The organism is Pseudomonas sp. S3_B11 (assembly GCF_054667715.1).
Genome location: NZ_CP162749.1, coordinates 400,222 through 420,756, shown reverse-complemented (window position 1 = coordinate 420,756; position 20,535 = coordinate 400,222). Strand labels below are relative to the sequence as shown.

General features: G+C 60.6%; 23 protein-coding genes. 9 read left to right on the top strand and 14 right to left on the bottom strand.

Features of this window, described 5'->3' with window-relative positions:
* Nucleotides 1–136 precede the first annotated feature (136 nt).
* Both yejK and AB4O22_RS02005 read left to right on the top strand, forming a co-directional pair.
* Entirely contained in the window at nucleotides 137–1,141 is a 1,005-nt protein-coding gene (yejK, locus tag AB4O22_RS02010) for a nucleoid-associated protein YejK (protein WP_003205290.1), read from the top strand.
* A complete protein-coding gene (locus tag AB4O22_RS02005; protein WP_027911414.1) occupies nucleotides 1,141–1,497 on the top strand; it encodes a glutaredoxin family protein in 357 nt (118 codons plus the stop codon). Before yejK ends, AB4O22_RS02005 begins: the two co-directional genes overlap by 1 nt.
* 51 nt (nucleotides 1,498–1,548) lie before the next feature.
* Here AB4O22_RS02005 and AB4O22_RS02000 read toward each other — a convergent pair whose 3' ends face one another.
* The 5 genes from AB4O22_RS02000 to AB4O22_RS01980 form a co-directional block, all read right to left on the bottom strand.
* On the bottom strand, nucleotides 1,549–2,484 hold the full coding sequence (locus tag AB4O22_RS02000; RefSeq protein ID WP_100264019.1) for a glutathione S-transferase family protein: 936 nt from the start codon (nucleotides 2,482–2,484) through the stop codon (nucleotides 1,549–1,551).
* Between the two features lie 79 nt (nucleotides 2,485–2,563).
* Nucleotides 2,564–2,887, bottom strand: coding sequence for a GIY-YIG nuclease family protein (locus tag AB4O22_RS01995; RefSeq protein ID WP_460095810.1), 324 nt, complete (start codon nucleotides 2,885–2,887; stop codon nucleotides 2,564–2,566).
* A gap of 40 nt (nucleotides 2,888–2,927) precedes the next feature.
* Entirely contained in the window at nucleotides 2,928–3,398 is a 471-nt protein-coding gene (locus AB4O22_RS01990) for a nuclear transport factor 2 family protein (protein WP_063324522.1), read from the bottom strand.
* A gap of 87 nt (nucleotides 3,399–3,485) precedes the next feature.
* Nucleotides 3,486–4,790 carry a CynX/NimT family MFS transporter gene (locus AB4O22_RS01985; protein ID WP_223470426.1) on the bottom strand — a complete coding sequence of 435 codons (1,305 nt, stop codon included), beginning with the start codon at nucleotides 4,788–4,790 and terminating at the stop codon, nucleotides 3,486–3,488.
* 36 nt (nucleotides 4,791–4,826) lie between these two features.
* Nucleotides 4,827–5,486 carry a FadR/GntR family transcriptional regulator gene (locus AB4O22_RS01980; protein ID WP_460095809.1) on the bottom strand — a complete coding sequence of 220 codons (660 nt, stop codon included), beginning with the start codon at nucleotides 5,484–5,486 and terminating at the stop codon, nucleotides 4,827–4,829.
* 166 nt (nucleotides 5,487–5,652) lie between these two features.
* Between AB4O22_RS01980 and AB4O22_RS01975 the strand changes: the two genes are divergently transcribed.
* Together AB4O22_RS01975 and AB4O22_RS01970 are read left to right on the top strand one after the other, a co-directional pair.
* Complete coding sequence (locus tag AB4O22_RS01975) at nucleotides 5,653–5,964, top strand: type II toxin-antitoxin system MqsR family toxin (RefSeq protein ID WP_003205297.1); 312 nt, start codon at nucleotides 5,653–5,655, stop codon at nucleotides 5,962–5,964.
* Complete coding sequence (locus AB4O22_RS01970; protein WP_223470408.1) at nucleotides 5,961–6,449, top strand: type II toxin-antitoxin system MqsA family antitoxin; 489 nt, start codon at nucleotides 5,961–5,963, stop codon at nucleotides 6,447–6,449. The genes AB4O22_RS01975 and AB4O22_RS01970 overlap by 4 nt, the downstream gene beginning before the upstream one ends.
* A gap of 67 nt (nucleotides 6,450–6,516) precedes the next feature.
* Here the strand turns inward: AB4O22_RS01970 and AB4O22_RS01965 are convergent, their stop codons facing one another.
* The 4 genes from AB4O22_RS01965 to AB4O22_RS01950 form a co-directional block, all read right to left on the bottom strand.
* A complete protein-coding gene (locus AB4O22_RS01965) occupies nucleotides 6,517–7,281 on the bottom strand; it encodes an amino acid ABC transporter ATP-binding protein (RefSeq protein WP_003205299.1) in 765 nt (254 codons plus the stop codon).
* A gap of 11 nt (nucleotides 7,282–7,292) precedes the next feature.
* Nucleotides 7,293–8,390, bottom strand: a complete 1,098-nt coding sequence (locus AB4O22_RS01960; protein ID WP_003205300.1) for an amino acid ABC transporter permease — start codon at nucleotides 8,388–8,390, stop codon at nucleotides 7,293–7,295.
* Between the two features lie 10 nt (nucleotides 8,391–8,400).
* Entirely contained in the window at nucleotides 8,401–9,582 is a 1,182-nt protein-coding gene (locus AB4O22_RS01955) for an amino acid ABC transporter permease (protein ID WP_214512392.1), read from the bottom strand.
* Between the two features lie 65 nt (nucleotides 9,583–9,647).
* Complete coding sequence (locus tag AB4O22_RS01950) at nucleotides 9,648–10,679, bottom strand: amino acid ABC transporter substrate-binding protein (protein ID WP_003205302.1); 1,032 nt, start codon at nucleotides 10,677–10,679, stop codon at nucleotides 9,648–9,650.
* 473 nt (nucleotides 10,680–11,152) lie between these two features.
* Between AB4O22_RS01950 and AB4O22_RS01945 the strand changes: the two genes are divergently transcribed.
* From AB4O22_RS01945 to AB4O22_RS01925, 5 genes are all read left to right on the top strand, one after another.
* On the top strand, nucleotides 11,153–11,809 hold the full coding sequence (locus tag AB4O22_RS01945; RefSeq protein ID WP_223470406.1) for an alpha/beta hydrolase: 657 nt from the start codon (nucleotides 11,153–11,155) through the stop codon (nucleotides 11,807–11,809).
* A 98-nt stretch (nucleotides 11,810–11,907) separates the two neighbouring features.
* Nucleotides 11,908–13,371, top strand: a complete 1,464-nt coding sequence (gene rhlB / locus AB4O22_RS01940; RefSeq protein ID WP_057448977.1) for an ATP-dependent RNA helicase RhlB — start codon at nucleotides 11,908–11,910, stop codon at nucleotides 13,369–13,371.
* Nucleotides 13,372–13,534: 163 nt separating this feature from the next.
* Nucleotides 13,535–14,482: an ornithine cyclodeaminase family protein gene (locus AB4O22_RS01935; protein WP_460095808.1), complete on the top strand. Its 948-nt coding sequence runs from the start codon at nucleotides 13,535–13,537 to the stop codon at nucleotides 14,480–14,482.
* A 147-nt stretch (nucleotides 14,483–14,629) separates the two neighbouring features.
* Nucleotides 14,630–15,757, top strand: coding sequence for an NAD(P)/FAD-dependent oxidoreductase (locus AB4O22_RS01930; protein ID WP_460095807.1), 1,128 nt, complete (start codon nucleotides 14,630–14,632; stop codon nucleotides 15,755–15,757).
* Nucleotides 15,758–15,846: 89 nt separating this feature from the next.
* Nucleotides 15,847–16,473 carry a helix-turn-helix transcriptional regulator gene (locus tag AB4O22_RS01925; RefSeq protein ID WP_003205307.1) on the top strand — a complete coding sequence of 209 codons (627 nt, stop codon included), beginning with the start codon at nucleotides 15,847–15,849 and terminating at the stop codon, nucleotides 16,471–16,473.
* 106 nt (nucleotides 16,474–16,579) lie between these two features.
* Here AB4O22_RS01925 and AB4O22_RS01920 read toward each other — a convergent pair whose 3' ends face one another.
* The 5 genes from AB4O22_RS01920 to AB4O22_RS01900 all read right to left on the bottom strand — a co-directional run bounded on the left by AB4O22_RS01920 (nucleotide 16,580) and on the right by AB4O22_RS01900 (nucleotide 20,374).
* On the bottom strand, nucleotides 16,580–17,356 hold the full coding sequence (locus AB4O22_RS01920) for an ABC transporter substrate-binding protein (RefSeq protein WP_003205308.1): 777 nt from the start codon (nucleotides 17,354–17,356) through the stop codon (nucleotides 16,580–16,582).
* Nucleotides 17,357–17,610: 254 nt separating this feature from the next.
* Complete coding sequence (gene moaE / locus AB4O22_RS01915; RefSeq protein WP_003205309.1) at nucleotides 17,611–18,063, bottom strand: molybdopterin synthase catalytic subunit MoaE; 453 nt, start codon at nucleotides 18,061–18,063, stop codon at nucleotides 17,611–17,613.
* A gap of 3 nt (nucleotides 18,064–18,066) precedes the next feature.
* Nucleotides 18,067–18,309: a MoaD/ThiS family protein gene (locus AB4O22_RS01910; RefSeq protein ID WP_003205310.1), complete on the bottom strand. Its 243-nt coding sequence runs from the start codon at nucleotides 18,307–18,309 to the stop codon at nucleotides 18,067–18,069.
* A complete protein-coding gene (gene moaC / locus AB4O22_RS01905) occupies nucleotides 18,306–18,779 on the bottom strand; it encodes a cyclic pyranopterin monophosphate synthase MoaC (protein WP_003205311.1) in 474 nt (157 codons plus the stop codon). Before moaC ends, AB4O22_RS01910 begins: the two co-directional genes overlap by 4 nt.
* A 200-nt stretch (nucleotides 18,780–18,979) precedes the next feature.
* Nucleotides 18,980–20,374, bottom strand: coding sequence for a PhoH family protein (locus AB4O22_RS01900; protein ID WP_003205312.1), 1,395 nt, complete (start codon nucleotides 20,372–20,374; stop codon nucleotides 18,980–18,982).
* Nucleotides 20,375–20,535 lie beyond the last annotated feature (161 nt).

Sequence of the window (20,535 nt, the reverse complement as noted above, 5' to 3'; positions counted from 1 at the left end):
AAACGTTAAAAAAATGCATATAGGGTGTCGGACGGGTCTGAAAGGGCCTTTGCCGGATTCCAAAACCAGTGATTGCGGTACACTGGGCCCTTTTTCGGGGAGCGCGCCCTCCTCTCTTTCATCAGCCGAGAAATCCATGCCGATCCGTCATTGCATCGTCCACCTGATCGACAAAAAACCCGACGGCACCCCAGCTGTGCTCCATGCCCGCGACTCCGAACTGGCAGAGTCCACGGCCATCGAGAACATGCTCGCCGACCTCAACGAGAGCTATAACGCCAAGCAAGGCAAGGCCTGGGGCTTTTTCCATGCCGAGTCCGGGGCGCATCCGTTCAGCGGCTGGCTGAAGGAGTACCTGGACGGCGGCAAGGACTTCACCGCCTTCAGTCGCGTGGCGGTGGAACACCTGCAAAAGCTGATGGAAGAGTCCAACCTGTCGGTGGGCGGCCACGTGCTGTTCGCACATTACCAGCAAGGCATGACCGACTACCTGGCCATCGCCCTGCTGCACCACAGCGAAGGCGTAGCGGTGACCGATGAGCTGGACGTGACTCCGTCCCGCCACCTGGACCTTGGCCAGTTGCACCTGGCGGCGCGGATCAACGTGTCGGAATGGCAGAACAACAAGCAATCGAAGCAGTACATCTCGTTCATCAAGGGCAAGAACGGCAAGAAGGTCTCGGAGTATTTCCGTGATTTCATCGGCTGCCAGGAAGGTGTCGACGGCCCCGGCGAGACTCGGACCCTGCTCAAGGCCTTCAGTGACTTCGTCGAAAGCGAAGACCTGCCGGAAGAGGATGCCCGGGAAAAAACCAAGACCCTGGTCGACTACGCCAGCAGCCAGGCCAAGCTCGGCGAGCCGATGGGCCTGGAAGAACTGTCCGAACTGATCGACGAAGATCGCCCGAAAGCCTTCTACGACCATATCCGCAACAAGGACTACGGGTTGTCGCCGGAAATCCCGGCGGATAAACGCACCCTCAACCAGTTCCGCCGCTTCACCGGCCGCGCCGAAGGCTTGTCCATCAGCTTCGAAGCGCACTTGCTGGGCTCCAAGATCGAGTACGACGAAGAGGCCGGCACGCTGATCATCAAGGGCCTGCCCACGTCGCTGACCGACCAGCTCAAGCGTCGCAATTGATGTTTGGTGGGGTGCTGAAGAAATTCCTGCTGATTCTGCTGGTGGTGGTGGCCTATCAGAACTGGGGCAAGATCGAGCGGGTGTTCAACCCGTCACAGATGGTTTCCGAGCAGATCCGCAGCAACGCCCGCGTCGTGCTGTATGCCACCGACTGGTGCGGCTACTGCAAGGCAACCCGGCGGTTCCTGGATGAGAAAGGCGTGCCGTTTCGCGAGTTCGATATCGAGAAGGACACCGAGGCGCGCAAGACTTATGAGGCGCTGGGTGGCCGGGGGATTCCGATCCTGGATGTAAACGGTACGTTGATTCGTGGGTATGAGCCGGAGAATATTCTCAAGGCTTTGTCCGCGATATAGGTTTGAGGGCCTCATCGCGAGCAAGCTCGCTCCCACAAGGTCATTCGTTGTTCATCGAGCCTCGATCCGGAAGCCAAACCGCGGAAAGTGCACATGCACCACCCCGCCCCGCTCGTCTTCGCGACGCAGAATCAATTCTTCGCTGCCAGCAAACAACAACTCCCCGACCACCGGATCGACACCATAGTCGGTCGCGGCGATGCTCACCTGCTGCCCTGCCGTGAACCCGTTCGGCTCGTCGAATACCTCATCCGGCAGCGCTGCCGGCGTAGCGTTGCGGGCAACGTCCAAGGCTTCTTCGGCACTCATCTGGCTCGAGGCACCATGGCCGAAACCCAACACCCGCGCCAACCAGGCCGAGACAGCCGGATAAGCATCCACCAGCGGCGAGGTAACCGGAGTGCCCTTGAGGAACCACAGCGGATGGGCCATGGCGAAGTCGGCGATCGACGGATCACCCAACAGGAAATCGCCCTCCTCGCGCTGCAACTGTTGCTCCAGACGCGCCATGATCGTCGGCCATTGGTGCTTGGCCTGCTCGGCGGCCAAGCGCGTAGTCGTGCCGCCACTGAACAGCCCGGCACGGTCGCTGATGAACGCCTTGATCGCTTCGGGCGATAGCTTGGCGAACCGTGCCGCCACCGACTCCGGCTGGAACACCAGGCTCACCGCATGCTGGAACACCACCGAATCGGCCCACGCTGCAAAGGACGCGGCAAGCATTTCCCGGCCTTCGGGGAACAGCGCCGGCGAAGCTTTTTCCTGCTCCAGGCGGCGAGCCATCAGCGACGTATCGCAATAGACATCCGCGCCGACCTGCAACACCGGCGTCTTGCGATAGCCACCCGTCAACGCCGTCAGGTCAGGCTTGGGCATCATCGGCGGGATGTTCACCGAACGCCAGGACAGCCCCTTGAAGCCCAGCAGCAGCCGGGCTTTTTCCGCGAAAGGAGACGTTGGGTAATGATGAAGGATCAGCTCTGACATGAGATTAGCCACTGCAGGAATGAAGTCTTACAGCTTAGCGCGCCTGATCGGGACAGCCTACCGGCCTGATAAAGGCCTATCAGCCCGGCTGATGAAGCGAAAGCGCGCTGGCCACCAGGCATTCCTTGGCGCTTTTCTTGAGTTTTTTGATCAGCCGCTCCTGGCGCAGGGCCTCGCCCTTGTCGCGACAAGCCTCGGTGTATACCAGGGCCACTGCCGGGCTGGAAAGAAAGAAGCGTGCCCCCTTGCCGCTTTGATGCTTGGCGAAACGCCGCACCGGGTCATCACTGACGCCGCAGTACAGCGAACCGTTGGCGGCCCGCACCAGGTAGACGAACCAGGGCTTGTCCGCTTCGGTGGGACCTTGTGCAGGCAGATCGGGAGAGAGAGTGGCGGTCGTCACTAGATGTTCAACAGGTCGGCAAAGACAAGCCGCGATCTTATCAGCGACTGGCCTGGAACGCCCGAAGCCCCTTGAGCGCCTGGGCCCTGACGGCGTTGCGTACCAGTGGTGTCCAGCCCAGCAACAGGCCCTTGGCACCCAATGCCTGGCGAGACCAGCGCCACAGATCGAAGCTGTCGTGGTGCTCACAGATCTTGCCGTCGCGAAAAACGAAGCGCGCCTGAATGTCATTGATCACGACGTTGCCGGTCTGGCTGAACAAGTACGTCGCCACCCAATGGGCACCACCGGTACGCTCATCGCTGCGCACGTTATCGAAGGTCAGGGAAAAGTCCTTGGCCCGGGTCGTCAGCATGCGCCACATGTCGCCGGCATCGCGCCCGCGCAGCTCGCCGAACGCCGGGTCGCTGAACAGCACGTCGTCGGTGTAGCAAGCGCTCATGGCTTCGGCGTCCAGGCGTTGGAAGGCCTGATAAAAGCGGCTGATCAAGGCGTTGTGGGCATCACTCATGGACAGGCTCCGAAAAACGTTTCAGTAGGCCAGTACGATAATCTTCCGCCGCAGGGAAGACTATCGTCATTCGCCATGAAAATGATATCAACGAAGGTCAGTGACCCTTTCGCTGCTGACCCCGACGTACAACGCCCGGCCTGCGCCGATGCCGGCGATGATCGCCCCCAGGCCAACCAGGCCGAAGATCCAGCCCAGGGCATTCCAGCCGCCGGTCAAGTCGTGGACCACACCCACCGCGAACGGCCCCAGCGACGCCAGGGTATAGCCGAACCCCTGGGCCATGCTGGAAAGGTTGGCGGCCACGTGGGCGTCCCGCGAACGCAACACGATCAGCGTGAGCGCCAGGCTGAATGATCCGCCCTGCCCCAAGCCCAGCAGGATCGCCCAGCCCCACAAGCCATCGAGCGGCGCGTAGAGGCAACCGAACAAGCCACCCAGGACCATGAGCATGACGATCACGATGGCCAGGCGCTGGTCCTTGCCGCGCGTTGCCAACCAGGGCGCCGCGAGGGAACTGATCAACTGCACGATGACCGAACCGGACAGCACGAGCCCGGCCTGGGTCGGGGTCAGGCCACGGCCAATCAGGATCGACGGCAGCCAGCCAAAGACGATGTAGGCCAGGGACGATTGCAGCCCCATGTACAACGTCACTTGCCAGGCCAGGGGATCACGCAGCAAGCCGCGGACCCGATAAGCCACTTGGTGGGCTCCGTGTTTCTCGCCCACTTGCGGTAACCAGAACACCGCGGCCAGCAGCGCCGGGACCACCCAGAAGCCCAGGCCCAAGGCCCAGCTGTGGCCAAGCTGCTCGCTCAGCGGCACGGTCGCCCCGGCCGCCATCGCCGCGCCCAGGCACAAAGCCATGGTGTAGACACCGGTCATGGTGCCGGCCTGTTTGGCGAAGTCGCGCTTGACGATGCCCGGCAGCAGCACGCCGATCACACCGATACTCGCGCCGGCCAGGATGCTGCCGACAAACAGCCCGACCTGACCGAAGGCGCTGCGCAAGACAATCCCGCCCGCCAGCGTCAACAAGATCCCCAGCACCACGCGCTCGGCACCGAAGCGCCGCGCCAGCACCGGCGCCAGCGGCGCGAACAGGCCCAGGCAAAGCACAGGCAATGTGGTCAGCAAACCGGCCTGGGCAGCCGACAGGCCGAGGCTTCCTGACACTTCGCTGAGCAACGGCGCCATGCTCGACAACGCCGGACGCAAGTTCAGCGCCACCAGGATCAACCCGAGCAGCAACAGCCAGGGGCGGCGCACCAACGGAGGGTGCTGCTGGGCCTGCTCATCGTCGGCCTCGGCGTCGATCAACAGTTCTTCGAGTTCGGCGGCGCGTTTGGGCGCCGTCGAAGTGGCAGGGTCAAGCAGATCGCGGGACATGGAAAACTCGGGTTCGGGGCTCAGGGTTTCAAGCACTCAGGGTTCATTGATCAATTGGCGGCACAGGGACTTGGCCCGTTGCGGATCCTGTTGCTCGACGGCTTCAAGGATTTCGACATGCAGGTCGAACACATGTTGATGGCGCGGGGTGTTGTTGAGGCTCTGGCGCAGCTGTGCGCCGATGACGCTGGAGAAGTAGCGATAGAGTTCACTGAGCGCAGGGTTGTGCGCGGCATCCACCAGGAGGCGGTGGAACACCAGGTCGCAGGCGATGTAGTGCTCCAGGTCGCCGTGATAATGCTCGCCGCTGTCTTGCAGCGCCCGGCGCAAGGCAAGCAGATCCTCATCGGTGCGCCGCAGCGCCGCCAGGCCAATGGCCTCTACCTCCAGGATATGCCGGGTTTCCCGGGCCTGTTCCAACGAACAGCGGGACAGCACCTTGAGCGTATCCAGCGGATCAACCACTGCCCGCACGTAACTGCCGTCGCCCTGGCGGATCTCGATCAGCCCGGAAAACGCCAGCACGCGCATGGCTTCGCGCACGGTGTTGCGGCTGATACCCAGTTCCGCCACCAACTCCGGCTCGGTGGGCAAGCGCTGGCCGACGGCCCACACACCATCGCTGATACGTCGACGCAATTGCTCCAAGGCCTGATCGACTAGGGAGCGCTTTATTAATGGAGAAATATCTGACATGGAGTCCGCCCTTTCATCCAATCATAGGATGAATTTTCTGACATGTTAGTCAGCTTCATCCCAGAGAACAAGCGCCTAGGGTTTAAGGGCAGATAAAGAGCGAGATTTTCGATTGGTCAAAATTACCCTTTGAGGGTAATTTTAGAGACAAGGTAAATGACTTCTTATGGAAAAGAGCACGCCCCATTACGAGCTGGCAGAGGTCAAGGCCGAGGTTCGCAGGTTGGGAAGCAAGGCGTTCACGATGAGCGCGCGGGAAGGCGGACGGAGGATGACGTTAAGTCTTGCCCAGATGCTGCGGATCGTTCACCTGCTGGAGTACAGGATGCTGCACAAATCGATGACCACCTATGCCGATCACCGAATCTGGCAAGACGTCTATCACACAACATTTCAGGATCGGGAGATCTACATCAAAGTGACTTACCGCCCCGGCGGTGGGCATCCGGTGATCTCCTTCAAAGAGAAAAACCAATGAAAACACAGCAATGTGTCAGCTGTGGCACAGACAAGGCGATGCATCACTTCAAGAATCGCAGCTTCTCAGTCGACTACAAGCGGGTCGCCCGACCGGTGCACGACATCGCCGGGTGGGAGTGCCAGGTCTGTGGCGAAATAGAATTCGATCACGATACCGACAGCGCCGAGCGCTATTCCAAGGCAAGCGACCAGTTGCTCGAAGACTGTGTTCAAGCCATGGGCGCAGAGATCAAGCGCATCCGTCGCAAACTGCATCTCACCCAGAAAGAAGCCGTGAAGTTACTGTCCGGCGGTGGGCACAATGCCTTTTCCCGCTATGAGCGAGGCGAGATCCCCCCACCTCAACCGCTGTTCATGCTGATGCGCCTGCTGGATCGTCATCCGCACCTGATGGCCGAGATCCAGATCCTGGACGAAGGCACCAACCTGCGGCAGTTGTTGCTTGACCGCCACCCCGAGCGCGAAACGGTGCTCAGCTCCTGAGGTGAAGAAAACGCAGGCAAAAATAAACCCGGACAAGTCCGGGCTTATTTCACTGCCTAAGGCCGGATCAATGCAGGATCTGGCTCAGGAACAGCTTGGTGCGGTCATTCTGCGGGTTGTCGAAGAAGTCGTTCGGCGCGGCCTGTTCGACGATTTCACCCTTGTCCATGAAGATCACGCGGTTGGCCACGGTGCGGGCGAAACCCATTTCGTGGGTCACGCAGAGCATGGTCATGCCGTCTTCGGCCAGGCCGATCATGGTGTCCAGCACTTCTTTCACCATTTCCGGGTCGAGGGCCGAGGTCGGCTCGTCGAACAGCATGATTTTCGGTTTCATGCACAGGGCACGAGCGATGGCCACGCGCTGTTGCTGACCGCCGGAGAGCTGGCCCGGGTACTTGTTCGCCTGCTCTGGAATGCGCACGCGCTCCAGGTAATGCATGGCGATTTCCTCGGCCTTGCGCTTGGGCATCTTGCGTACCCACATCGGCGCCAGGGTGCAGTTCTGCAGGATGGTCAGGTGCGGGAACAGGTTGAAGTGCTGGAACACCATGCCGACTTCACGGCGGATCGCTTCGATCTGCTTGAGGTCGTTGGTCAGCTCCACGCCGTCGACCACGATGCGGCCCTGCTGGTGCTCTTCCAGGCGGTTGAGGCAGCGGATGGTGGTGGACTTGCCGGAGCCCGACGGGCCGCACAGCACGATACGCTCGCCCTGCTTGACGTTCAGGTTGATGTCTTTCAACACGTGGAACTGGCCGTACCACTTGTTGACGCCCTGCATCTGAATAATGCCTTCAGGGCTCACAGGCTGTTTGATCGCTTCACTCATAAACTACGCTCCTAACGCTTGTGGCCAGTGTCCAGCTTGCGTTCCAAATGCATGGAATAGCGGGACATACCAAAACAGAAAATCCAGAACACCAGGGCGGCGAACACATAGCCTTCAGTGGCCATGCCCAGCCATTTCGGGTCAGCGGCAGCTTGTTTCACGCTGTTGAGCAGGTCGAACAGGCCGATGATGATCACCAGGCTCGTGTCCTTGAACAACGCAATAAAGGTGTTGACGATACCCGGGATCACCAGTTTCAGGGCTTGCGGCAGAATCACCAGGCCCATGCTGCGCCAGTAACCCAGGCCCATCGCCGCGGCCGCTTCGTACTGGCCCTTGGGAATGGCTTGCAGGCCACCACGCACCACTTCGGCAATGTAGGCCGACTGGAACAGGATCACCCCGATCAACGCCCGCAGCAGCTTGTCGAAGTTCATGCCTTCAGGCAGGAACAGCGGCAGCATCACCGAGGACATGAACAGCACCGTGATCAATGGCACGCCGCGCCAGAACTCGATGAAGGTCACGCAGACCACGCGAATCGCCGGCATGTTCGAACGACGGCCCAACGCCAGGACGATGCCTAGCGGCAGTGCACCGACGATACCGACGGTAGCGATCACCAGGGTCAGCATCAGGCCGCCCCATTGGCTGGTCGCCACGGCGTCCAGGCCGAACACGCCGCCGTGCAGCAGGCACCAGGCGATGATCGGATACAGCACCAGGAAACTCAGGCCGTAGATCGCCTTGCGCGGGAAGCGCGAGATGAACAACGGCGCCACACCGATCACTGCCAGCCATACGGTCAGGTCGACGCGCCAGCGCAGATCCGTCGGGTAATAGCCGTACATGAACTGACCGAAACGCTGCTGGATGAACACCCAGCAGGCGCCTTCCTTGGTGCAGTCGGCGCGGGTGGTACCGACCCAGTTGGCATCGAGGATCGCCCAGTGCAACAGCGGTGGAACGATCAGGTAGATCAGGTAGAACGCAAACAGGGTCAGCAGCGTGTTGATCCAGCTGGAGAACATGTTGGCGCGCATCCACGCCACCACGCCGATGCTGCTGCCCGGCGGGGGCATGTCTGGTTTGAAAGTATGAGTCGTCATGCGCGTTTCCTCACCGCTCGATCAGCGCAATGCGCTTGTTGTACCAGTTCATCAGCAACGAAATGCTGATACTGATCGCCAGGTACACACTCATGGTGATCGCAATCACCTCGATGGCCTGGCCCGTCTGGTTCAACACTGTGCCGGCAAACAGCGAAACCATTTCCGGGTAGCCGATACCGGCCGCCAGGGAGGAGTTTTTCGCCAGGTTCAGGTATTGGCTGGTCAACGGTGGAATGATCACGCGCAGGGCCTGCGGGATGATCACTTTGCGCAGGGTCGGACCGTTGCGCAGCCCCAGGGAACGGGCGGCTTCGGTCTGGCCGTGGCTGACCGACTTGATGCCCGAGCGTACGATCTCGGCGATGAACGCCGCGGTGTACACGGTCAAGGCCAGGGTCAAGGCCAGCAGTTCCGGGATCAGCACCCAGCCACCGACGAAGTTGAAGCCCTTGAGCTCCGGCATTTCCCAATGCACCGGCGCACCAAAAAGCAGCGCGCTCAACGCCGGGATCACCAGAAACAGCGCCAGGCCGACCCAGAATTTATGAAACGGCTCGCCAGTCGCTTCGAAACGCTTGTTGGCCCAACGCGTCATCAGCACGATGGCGACGATCGCCAGCACAACACTGATCACGAACGGCCAGAACCCTTCGGCCATCAGCGCGGCAGGCATGTTCAGGCCCCGGCTGCTGACAAAGAAGGTGTCGCCGAAGTTATGGGCGGCCCGCGGTCCTGGCATGCTCAGGAATACCGCGAAGTACCAGAACAGGATCTGCAACAGTGGCGGGATATTACGGAAAACCTCGACATAAACGGTTGCCAGCTTGGAAATGATCCAGTTCTGCGACAGCCGTGCCACACCGATGATGAACCCCAGGATGGTTGCCAGGATCACGCCAATGAACGTGACCAGCAGCGTGTTGAGCAACCCGATGAGAAAAACCCGGGCATAGCTGTCCGCTTCGGTGTAGTCGATCAGGTGTTGGGCGATGCCGAAACCGGCACTGCGTTCCAGGAAGCCGAAACCGGAGGTGATGCCTCGGTGCTGAAGATTGGTTTGTGTGTTATCGAACAGAAACCAGCCCAGCGCGATAACCGCCACGACAGTGACGATTTGAAATACCCACGCACGCACTCGTGGATCGCTGAGGCTGAGCCTCTGCTTAGGTGCGCCGATTGAATTTTGCATGAAGTGCCCCGCAAAGAATGGAACAGAACATCACCCGGTGGTTGGCCCACCGGGTGATAGAACCATCAGCGCACTGGTGGTGCGTATTGAATGCCGCCGGCGTTCCACAGAGCGTTCAGGCCGCGGTCGATTTCCAGCGGAGTGCCCTTGCCGAGGTTGCGCTCGAACATTTCACCGTAGTTGCCGACCTGCTTGACGATCTGCACAACCCAGTCTTTCGGCAGTTTCAGGTCTTTGCCGTATTCACCGTCAGCGCCCAGCATACGAGCGACATCAGGGTTCTTGGTGGACTTGGCTTCGGCCTCGACGTTCTTCGAGGTCACACCCGCTTCTTCAGCGTTGAGCAAGGCGTAGCCGGTCCAACGGACAATGGCCAGCCACTCGTCGTCGCCGTTACGCACGACTGGGCCCAGGGGCTCCTTGGAAATGGTTTCCGGCAGAACCACGTAGTCCTTTGGCGAAGCCAGCTTGCTGCGCTGGGCGAACAGCTGGGATTTGTCCGAGGTCAGCACGTCGCAACGACCGGATTCCAGCGACTTGGCGCTTTCATCGGAGGTGTCGAAAGTGATCGGGGTGTACTTCAGGCCGTTTGCGCGGAAGTAGTCGGAAACGTTCAGCTCGGTGGTGGTACCGGCCTGGATGCAGATGGTTGCACCGTCCAGTTCCTTGGCGCTCTTGACGCCCAGCTTGTTGTTGGCCAGGAAGCCGATGCCGTCGTAGTAGGTGATGAAGCCTGGGAATTTCAAGCCCATGCCCGCGTCACGGGAGCTGGTCATGGTGGAGTTGCGCGAGAGCATGTCGATTTCGCCCGATTGCAGCGCGGTGAAGCGCTCCTTGGCGTTCAACTGGCTGAACTTGACCTTGGTCGCATCGCCAAATACAGCAGCGGCCACGGCACGGCAGAAGTCAGCGTCGATACCGACGATTTTGCCGGTCGAATCAGGCACCGAGAAACCCGGCAGGCCATCACTCACACCACATTGCACAAAACCTTTTTTCTGCACGGCATCCAGAGTTGCACCCGCCTGAGCGAACCCGCTGACACCAAGGACTGCTGCTGCAGTCATGACGGCCAGGGTGGATTTCAGTAACTTCATTCAAACCTCCAGTTTTGCTCTTGTTGTGTCGGAGCTCGAGCCCTGTCGCACCCTTTTGGGGCATTGCCGACCCTTGTTGGCTTTTTTTAGGGTCAACCGACGTCTGGACCTTCGCTATGAGTCTAATAATGAGGATGTCCGTAAACAGTGGTCATGCCCATCTCTCACCAATCGGCCGAACGGGCTGTAGCCCTTCACGTTCGCGAAGCCCGTAGCGGCTACTGGCGAACATTCATCACCGGATTTCTGATATCCCATGCGTCGCGGTGAACTGATAGTGTTACCGCACAGCGTAAGAATCATCACTCGGGTACACCCATAGCAAAGCCCGTACCAGACCGCTGCGCTTAGCCCTTGTAAAACACGTCAAGACAAAAACTTTCAACTTTGCGACATCTAATTAACTGAGACACCGGACACGCACTGTAATCACGCACTGATTGGGCGCGCCCGCACAGATTTGGAGCACAACCATGACCGACCCCCTGATTCTCGAGCCCAGCAGCACTGCCGACGCGTGCGTTATCTGGCTTCACGGCCTGGGCGCCGATCGTTTTGATTTCCTGCCAGTCGCCGAAATGTTGCAGCAAAGTTTGCTCACCACACGTTTCGTTCTACCCCAGGCACCGACCCAACCAGTAACGATTAACGGCGGCTACGCCATGCCCAGTTGGTACGACATCCGGGCCTTGAGCCCGGCGCGGGCCATTGACGAACAGCAGCTCGAAGCCTCGGCACAACGGGTCATCGACCTGATCGACACCCAGCGAGCCAGCGGAATAGACGCCTCGCGGATTTTCCTGGCGGGTTTCTCCCAGGGCGGCGCGGTGGTCTATCACACGGCATTCGTGAAATGGCAGGGCCCGCTGGGCGGCGTGGTCGCGCTGTCTACTTATGCACCGACTTTCAGCGATGAGCTGCAATTGTCGGCCAGCCAGCAACGCATTCCGGTCCTGGCGCTGCACGGCCAATACGACGAAGTGGTACTCAACCCCATGGGTCGGACCGCAAAAGAGTATTTGAAGCAGCATGGTGTCACCGTGACATGGCAAGAATACCCAATGGGCCACGAAGTGTTACCCGAGGAGATTCGCGACATCGGCACCTGGCTGGCCGAGCGGTTGCGCTAAGAGGCTGATAGCCACGCCGGCCCTTTGACGATCACACTACGCCGCGCCCGTTTCTTGCATTACACTGGCCGGCGTACATTCCTTAACCAATCGATGAGATGACCGTGCTCAAAGCACTCAAGAAGATGTTCGGTAAAAGCGAGGCCGAGCAACTCGCGCCTGGCTCCACTGCGCCGACCCACGGCCCGAGCCGTACCGATGCGCAACAACCGCGCCGGGCGGCACCTGTTGCACAGGCAACAAAAGAACCCGTCGCCCAGCCTGTTACGGCCCCCGAGCCCGAGAAACCACGCAACGAAGCCCCCAGGCCACGTCGCGAACGCGCACCGAAACCGCCGGTCGTCGCCTGGAAGCTCGAGGACTTCGTCGTAGAACCCCAGGAAGGCAAGACCCGCTTCCACGATTTCAAGCTCGCCCCGGAACTGATGCATGCCATCCAGGACCTGGGTTTCCCGTATTGCACGCCGATCCAGGCGCAAGTGCTCGGTTACACCCTCGCCGGCAAAGATGCCATCGGTCGCGCCCAGACCGGCACCGGCAAGACCGCCGCGTTCCTGATTTCCATCATCACCCAGTTGCTCCAGACCCCACCGCCCAAGGAACGCTACATGGGCGAACCGCGGGCGCTGATCATCGCGCCGACCCGCGAGCTGGTGGTGCAGATCGCCAAGGACGCCGCCGACCTGACCAAGTACACCGGCCTGAACGTCATGACGTTCGTGGGCGGCATGGATTTCGACAAGCAGCTCAAGCACCTCGAAGCCCGTCACTGCGACATCCTGGTCGCCACGCCGGGCCGCCTGCTGGACTTCAACCAGCGCGGCGACGTGCACCTGGACATGGTCGAAGTGATGGTGCTGGACGAAGCCGACCGCATGCTCGACATGGGCTTCATCCCGCAAGTGCGCCAGATCATTCGCCAGACTCCACCGAAAAGCGAACGCCAGACCCTGCTGTTCTCCGCCACCTTCACCGAGGACGTGATGAACCTGGCCAAGCAGTGGACCACCGACCCTGCCATCGTCGAGATCGAAGCCGAGAACGTCGCCAGCGAAAACGTCGAGCAACATATCTACGCAGTCGCCGGGGCCGACAAGTACAAGCTGCTCTACAACCTGGTCAACGACAACGGTTGGGAGCGGGTGATGGTGTTCGCCAACCGCAAGGACGAAGTGCGCCGCATCGAGGAACGCCTGGTGCGCGATGGCGTCAACGCGGCCCAGCTCTCGGGCGACGTGCCGCAACACAAGCGCATCAAGACCCTCGAAGGTTTCCGTGAAGGCAAGATTCGCGTGCTGGTGGCCACCGACGTGGCCGGTCGTGGTATCCACATCGACGGCATCAGCCACGTGATCAATTTCACCCTGCCGGAAGTGCCGGACGACTACGTGCATCGCATCGGCCGTACCGGTCGTGCCGGGGCCGCGGGGGTTTCGATCAGCTTCGCCGGTGAGGATGACTCCTACCAGTTGCCGTCGATTGAGGCGTTGCTGGGGAAAAAGATTAATTGCGAAACTCCGCCGACGCATCTGTTGCGACCGGTCGAGCGCAAGCGCCCTTAGCATCGAGACGGACGCAGAGCGTCCATGAGGCATTCCCACGCAGAGCGTGGGAATGATCAGCGCAGCCAAGACAGGCTGCGCTTTTTTTTGCCTGGGGATATTGCTCGATTAAACTAAAAGTCCATAATGGACAAATTAGTTTACGCAAGCATCCGGAGCCCCCATGTCCAGCACGCCCCATGTGATGACCCAAGCCCAGGCCCGAGAACTGCTCGGGCAAATCGACGTGCCGCACATCCTGCGCAAGCTGTTCCGTGATCTCGCCGCTGGACAAGCGGTGCAGCCACCCCAGCAACTGGTGGTGTTTCCACAGGGCGCCGGGGACTTCATCAACTATCTGGGTGTGCTGGCTGAAGACCAGGTCTACGGGGTCAAGACCTCGCCCTACATCGTGCGCGAGCAAGGTCCGCTGGTGACCGCCTGGACCTTGTTGATGTCGATGCAGACCGGCCAGCCGCTACTACTGTGCGATGCCGCCGAGTTGACCACCGCTCGCACCGCTGCCACCACGGCTGTTGCCGTCGATGCCCTCGCCCCGCACACCGCCCGGCTCCTGGCGGTCATCGGCAGCGGTGCGGTGGCGCGGGCACACGTGCAATACGTCAAGGGCCTGCGGGACTGGCAAGCTATCAGCCTATATTCGCCAGGCCTGAAGACCAAGTCGGCACAAGAACTTGCCTCCATCACCGACCTGGACCCGCGCCTGCACATCGCCGACAGCCTTGAAGCGGCGCTGCACGACGCTGATGTGGTGATGCTCTGCACCTCGTCCGCCAAAGCGGTACTCGACCCGCAGGCCTTGGGCAAACCGGCGCTGATCACCTCCATCAGCACCAACGCCCCACGCGCCCATGAAGTCCCCCCTCAAAGCCTCAACGACATGGACGTGTTCTGCGACTATCGTCAGACCACCCCAGGCTCGGCCGGTGAAATGCTGATCGCCGGCGAAGAGCATGGCTGGGAGGCGTCGAGCATCGTCGGCGATTTGCCCGAATTACTCAGCGAACACGTGGCGCGTCCCGACTACCAACGCCACGTGTTCTTCCGCTCCATTGGTCTGGGCCTGGAAGATGTTGCGCTGGCGAATGCCCTGTATCGACTTCACAACTGACACCCCCCATTCCCTTGTGGGAGCGAGCTTGCTCGCGATGGCGGTGGGTCAGTCACCTTCAATATCGACTGTCAGGCCGCCTTCGCGAGCAAGCTCGCTCCCACAGGGGTCTTCGAGTTCCCGGGCACATTCTTCGCAGGAGAATTCATGAAACAAGCAGATTTCATCATCATCGGCGGCGGCATTGCCGGTGCATCCACCGGTTACTGGCTCGCCCCCCACGGCCGTGTGATTGTGCTCGAACGCGAATCCCATCCGGCCTACCACTCCACCGGACGCTCGGCGGCGCTGTATACCGCCGCCTACGGCACCCCTCAGGTGCGGGCACTGACCCAGGCCAGCCGGGATTTTTTCGACGCCCCGCCGACCGGTTTCTGCGAACACCCCTTGCTGACCCCACGGGGCGAAATGACCGTGGACTTCACCGGTGACCCGGCCGAGTTGAACAACCAATACCTCAGCGCCAAGGCCACGGTGCCGCAGATGCAACTGCTCAGCGCCGACGAGGCCTGTGTGCGGCTGCCGATCCTGCGACGGGAGAAAGTCCACGGAGCGATCTACGACCCCACGGCCTGCGACATCGACACCGATGCACTGCACCAAGGCTACCTGCGCGGTATTCGTCGCAATGGCGGTGAAGTGCACACCGACAGCGAAGTGCTGCAATTGAGCCGCGATGATCAGGGGCTGTGGCAGGTGAAGACCGCCAACCAGACGTTCACCGCACCGATCCTGATCAATGCTGCCGGCGCATGGGCCGATCACATTGCCGAAATGGCCGGCGCCCGGAAGCTGGGGTTGCAGCCCAAGCGGCGCGCAGCGTTCATTTTTGCCGGGCCCGAGGGCGTGGACATCCATGACTGGCCGATGCTGGTGAGCCTGGACGAATCCTTCTATATGAAGCCTGACGCCGGCATGTTCCTCGGCTCGCCAGCCAACGCCGACCCGGTGGAACCTCATGACGTGCAGCCGGAAGAGCTGGACATCGCCATGGGCATCTACCAGATCGAAGAAGCCACTACCCTGACCATCCGCCGCCCGACCCGCACCTGGGCCGGCTTGCGCAGTTTCGTGCCCGACGGTGACCTGCTGTCCGGTTTCGATCCGCAGCTGCCCGGGCTGTATTGGGTCGCAGCCCAGGGTGGCTACGGCATCCAGACCTCACCGGCCATGGGCCAGGCCAGCGCGGCGCTGGTGCGTGGCGAACCGCTGCCCGAGGCCCTGGCCCGTTTCGGCCTGAACAGCGCCATGCTGTCACCCGAACGCCTGGGCTGAGCCACCTTGAGGTGACGCATCGCCACGATTGCGGCACACTCCCCCGCGCCCCTGTTCCACGGGGCGCTGACGCTGCCTGGAGCCCTGTCATGACTGCCTCGCCACCCGATCCGGCGCTGGAAAACTTCCGCACCATCGCCGACGCCATCGCCACGCTGTTCTACCCCCACGCCGAAGTGGTGCTGCACGACCTGCGCACCCAGAAAGTCGATTACATCGCCAATAACCTGTCCAAGCGCGAAATTGGCGATGACTCGTCCCTGGAAGACATGCTCAGCGAGGACGTCAGCGAACGTAATATCGGGCCCTACGAAAAGCTGAACTGGGACGGACAGAAGATTCGCAGCCTCAGCAGCGTACTGCGCGACGCCGACGGTCATCCGCTGGCGGTGCTGTGCATCAACCTGAATATTTCGCTGTTCGAGAATGCCAAGGCCGCGCTGGATCTGTTCCTGTCGCCGAGCAAGTTGATCCCCCAGCCCGACTCACTGTTTCGCGATGACTGGCAGGAACGGATCAACACCTTCCTGCATGCCTGGATGCGCGAGCGTCAGTTGAGCCTGAACCTGCTGACCCGCGACCACAAACGCGAGCTGGTGCTGGCGCTGCATGCCGAAGGCGCATTCAAGGGCAAGAGCGCGTCCAACTACGTGGCCAATGTGCTGAATATGGGGCGGGCGACGGTGTACAAGCATTTGAAGGAGCTGAAGGGCTGAAATCTGCTTTGCCAGGTCTGCCGCCTTCGCGAGCAAGCTCGCTCCCACACTGGATCTTTGTACCCAGGTCCCCTGTGGGAGCGAGCTTGCTCGCGATGGCGGTCAATCAGTCGCCATAGATATCCGACTTGAAATACTTGCCCTGGATCTTCTGATACTCCCCATTGGCCCGAATCCCATCGATGGCCTTGTTCAAATCCGCCACCAGTTGGGTATTGCCCTTGCGCACCGCGATACCGGCGCCTTCGCCGACGTATTTGGGGTCCTTGAGCTCGGGGCCGACAAAGGCGTAGCCCTTGCCACGAGGCATCGACAGGAAGTCTTCCAGCGGGATGGTGTCGGCGAAAATCGCGTCGAGCCGACCGGACGCCAGGTCCATGTAGATTTCTTCGTTGTTGCTATAGCGCTTGACGATCACACCCTTGGGTTCGAGGACTTCAGTGGCGTAGCGGTCAGTGGTGGTGGCCCGCTGCACACCGACGGTCTTGCCCTTGAGGCTGGCGTACTGGTCATCGACCACCGCCCCTTCCTTCATGACCAGGCGCGATGAGGTGAAGTAGTACTTGTGGGTGAAATCCACCGATTTCTTGCGCTCTTCGGTAATGGTCATGGACGACAACGCCAGATCGATCTTCTTCACCTTGAGCGCCGGAATCAGCCCGTCGAACTCACCCTCGATCCACTCGCACTTGACCTGCATCTGCGCGCACAGGGCATTGCCGATGTCGTAGTCGAACCCCTCGATCTTCCCTTCCGAGGTCTTGGAAGCAAACGGCGGATATGCCGCCTCGATGCCGATGCGCAAGGTTTTCTCAGCGGCGAACAGGCTGCTGGAGGCCAACAGGCTCAAGGCCAGGCCGGTGATGAGGGGGAGTTTTTTCATGATCGATCTCTCGCGGGTTGTTGTTGGTTTGGCAGAGAAAGGTGGGGCGATGACTTTATATGTACTTATAAATCCATATTGGACTTTAATGTACACGCCGTCAATCGGTAGGCAGGGGAATGTGATGGGAGGTTGATGGCCTCATCGCGAGCAAGCTCGCTCCCACAAGGGACCTTGTGTACAACGAAGATCCACTGTGGGAGCGAGCTTGCTCGCGATGGCGACTTATGGCTTGCGAAAAAACAACAGGTTGCTTACTGTTTCCAGCGATCCGCCGCCGCATGGTCACTGTCCCGCCCTTCAACCCAGCGCGGGCCGTCGACAGTGTTTTCCTTTTTCCAGAACGGCGCTCGGGTCTTGAGGTAGTCCATGACAAAGGCGCAGGCGTCGAACGCCGCCTGGCGATGGGCACTGGCGGCACCGACGAAGACGATCGGCTCGCCCGGTTCCAGGGCACCGATCCGGTGCAGCACCTCCAGCTTGAGCAACGGCCAGCGCTGCTCGGCCTCGGTGGCGATCTTGCCCAAGGCTTTTTCTGTCATGCCTGGGTAATGCTCCAAGAACATCCCGGACACATCGAGGCCGTCATTGAAGTCACGCACGTAGCCGACAAAACTCACCACCGCCCCCACGCCGACATTGGCCGCGTGCATCGCGTTGACTTCGCCCCCTGCGTCGAACGGTTCGACCTGCACACGAATCGCCATGGTTCAGCCTCCGGTCACGGTGGGGAAAAACGCCACTTCGTCGCCGTCCGCCAGCGGTTCGTCGAGCTGGCACAGGTCTTCATTGCGCGCGCACATCAGGTTTTGTTCCTTCAGCACCTCGGCCCCGTCACGCAGGGCAAGCAGCACGCGCACATCGTCGACCGTGGCGAAATCGCCTTCCACCTTTACCGAATCCACGCCAAGCGCTTCACGGTAACGGGCAAAGAACTTCACGTTGATTTTCATGACGCATCCGCCTGGAAATGGCCGCTCTTGCCGCCGAGTTTTTCCAACACCCGCACGCCTTCGATGGTCATGCCACGGTCGACGGCCTTGCACATGTCGTAGATGGTCAGTGCGGCGACGCTGGCGGCGGTGAGCGCCTCCATTTCCACGCCGGTCTGCCCCGACAGTTTGCAACGGGCGACGATGCGCACCCGGTCCTCGCCTTCGGCATTGAGCTCGACCTTGACGCTGGTGAGCAGCAGCGGGTGGCAGAGCGGAATCAGGTCACTGGTTTTCTTGGCCGCCTGGATGCCAGCAATGCGTGCGACGGCGAACACATCGCCCTTGGGGTGACCGCCGCTGACGATCATCTGCAGCGTGTCGGGCAACATGCGCACAAAGGCCTCGGCCGTGGCTTCACGGAACGTCACGGCCTTGTCGGTCACGTCGACCATGTTGGCGCGACCTTGGGAATCGAGATGAGTCAGCACAGGGTTACTCCTGATCGGGAGTGTCGATTGTAAACCCGTGGGTCAAATTCCGGCAGGCTTGATTGTCGCACCCTGTTATATCCCGCAACTTCCCAAATACCGAAAATCCCCTTGCTATCGCGAGCAGGCTCGCTCCCACAGGGGTTATGTGGCGCATACAAAAAACCGGGCGACGGTGAGGTCGCCCGGTTTGGCTGGGGTTACAGGTGGGATTCGGCGTATTCGGCCAGGATCGAGCGCGGTACGCCCTGCAGGGTGATGTGGACCCCGTTGGGGAAGTCCTTGAAGCGTTCGGTCAGGTAGGTCAGCCCGGAGCTGGTCGCGGACAGGTAAGGGGTGTCGATCTGCGCCAGGTTACCCAGGCACACCACTTTGGAACCGGCACCGGCACGGGTGATGATGGTTTTCATCTGGTGCGGGGTCAGGTTCTGGCATTCGTCGATCAGGATCAGGCTCTGCTGGAAGCTGCGCCCCCTAATGTAGTTGAGGGATTTGAACTGCAACGGCACTTTGCTGAGGATGTAGTCGACGCTGCCATGGGTGCTTTCGTCATCCATGTGCAAGGCTTCGAGGTTGTCGGTTATCGCCCCCAGCCACGGCTCCATTTTCTCCGCTTCGGTACCGGGCAGGAAGCCGATTTCCTGGTCCAGGCCCTGCACGCTGCGGGTGGCGATGATGCGCCGGTAGCGCTTGCTGACCATGGTCTGCTCGATGGCAGCGGCCAGGGCCAGAATGGTCTTGCCGGAACCGGCGGCGCCGGACAGGTTGACCAGGTGGATATCCGGATCAAGCAAAGCGAACAGCGCCAGGCTCTGATAGATGTCACGGGGCTTGAGGCCCCAGGCTTCCTGATGCAGCAAAGGTTCCTGGTGCAGGTCGAGGATCAGCAGCTTGTCGACATGGATTTCCTTGATCCAGCCGACGAAGCCTTGTTCGTCGATGATGAACTCGTTGATGTGCACGGCCGGCAGGTTGTCGATCAACTGCACCTGGTGCCAGGTGCGGCCGTGGTCCTGGCGGGTCTCGACCTTGCTCACACGGTCCCAGAAGGAGCCGGTCATGTTGTGGTAGCCATTGGGCAACAGCGAGACGTCGTCGACCAGTTGGTCGGTGCTGTAGTCCTCCGCCGCGATCCCGCAGGCGCGGGCCTTGAGCCGCATGTTGATGTCTTTGGTCACCAGCACCACGGCCTGGTCCTTGGTGCGCGCGTGCAGGTCGATCAACTGGTTGATGATGATGTTGTCGTTCAGGTGTTCAGGCAGCACCAGATTGGGTTCGGTGCGCTTGCTCATCAGGATCGAAAGCAGGCCCTTGGGGCCACTTTTGCCGCGCTGGATCGGCACGCCGAGCTCAACGTCCTCCGGAGAGGCGTCACCCAGGGTCTTGTCGATCAGGCGGATCGCCTGCCGGCATTCGGCCGCAACGCTGTGGTGTCCGCTCTTGAGCTTGTCCAGCTCCTCAAGCACGGTCATCGGGATGGCAACGTGGTGTTCTTCGAAGTTCAGCAGGGCGTTTGGATCGTGGATCAATACGTTGGTATCGAGTACATAGAGGATTGGCTGGTTGGAGGAAAGGCTGCGTCCGTGGTCATCCATACTCGGTCACCTATGTGGGGGCCATTCGACGCAATACCGTGACAGTGCTGCGCCTCGAGGTAGCCACCGAATTCACCTGCGACGATTCAGGTGAACTGCACACAATCTGGGTCTTGGAAGACGCCACCTGTGTTGCAGGTTTCGGCGGTCTGTCTTCTTGA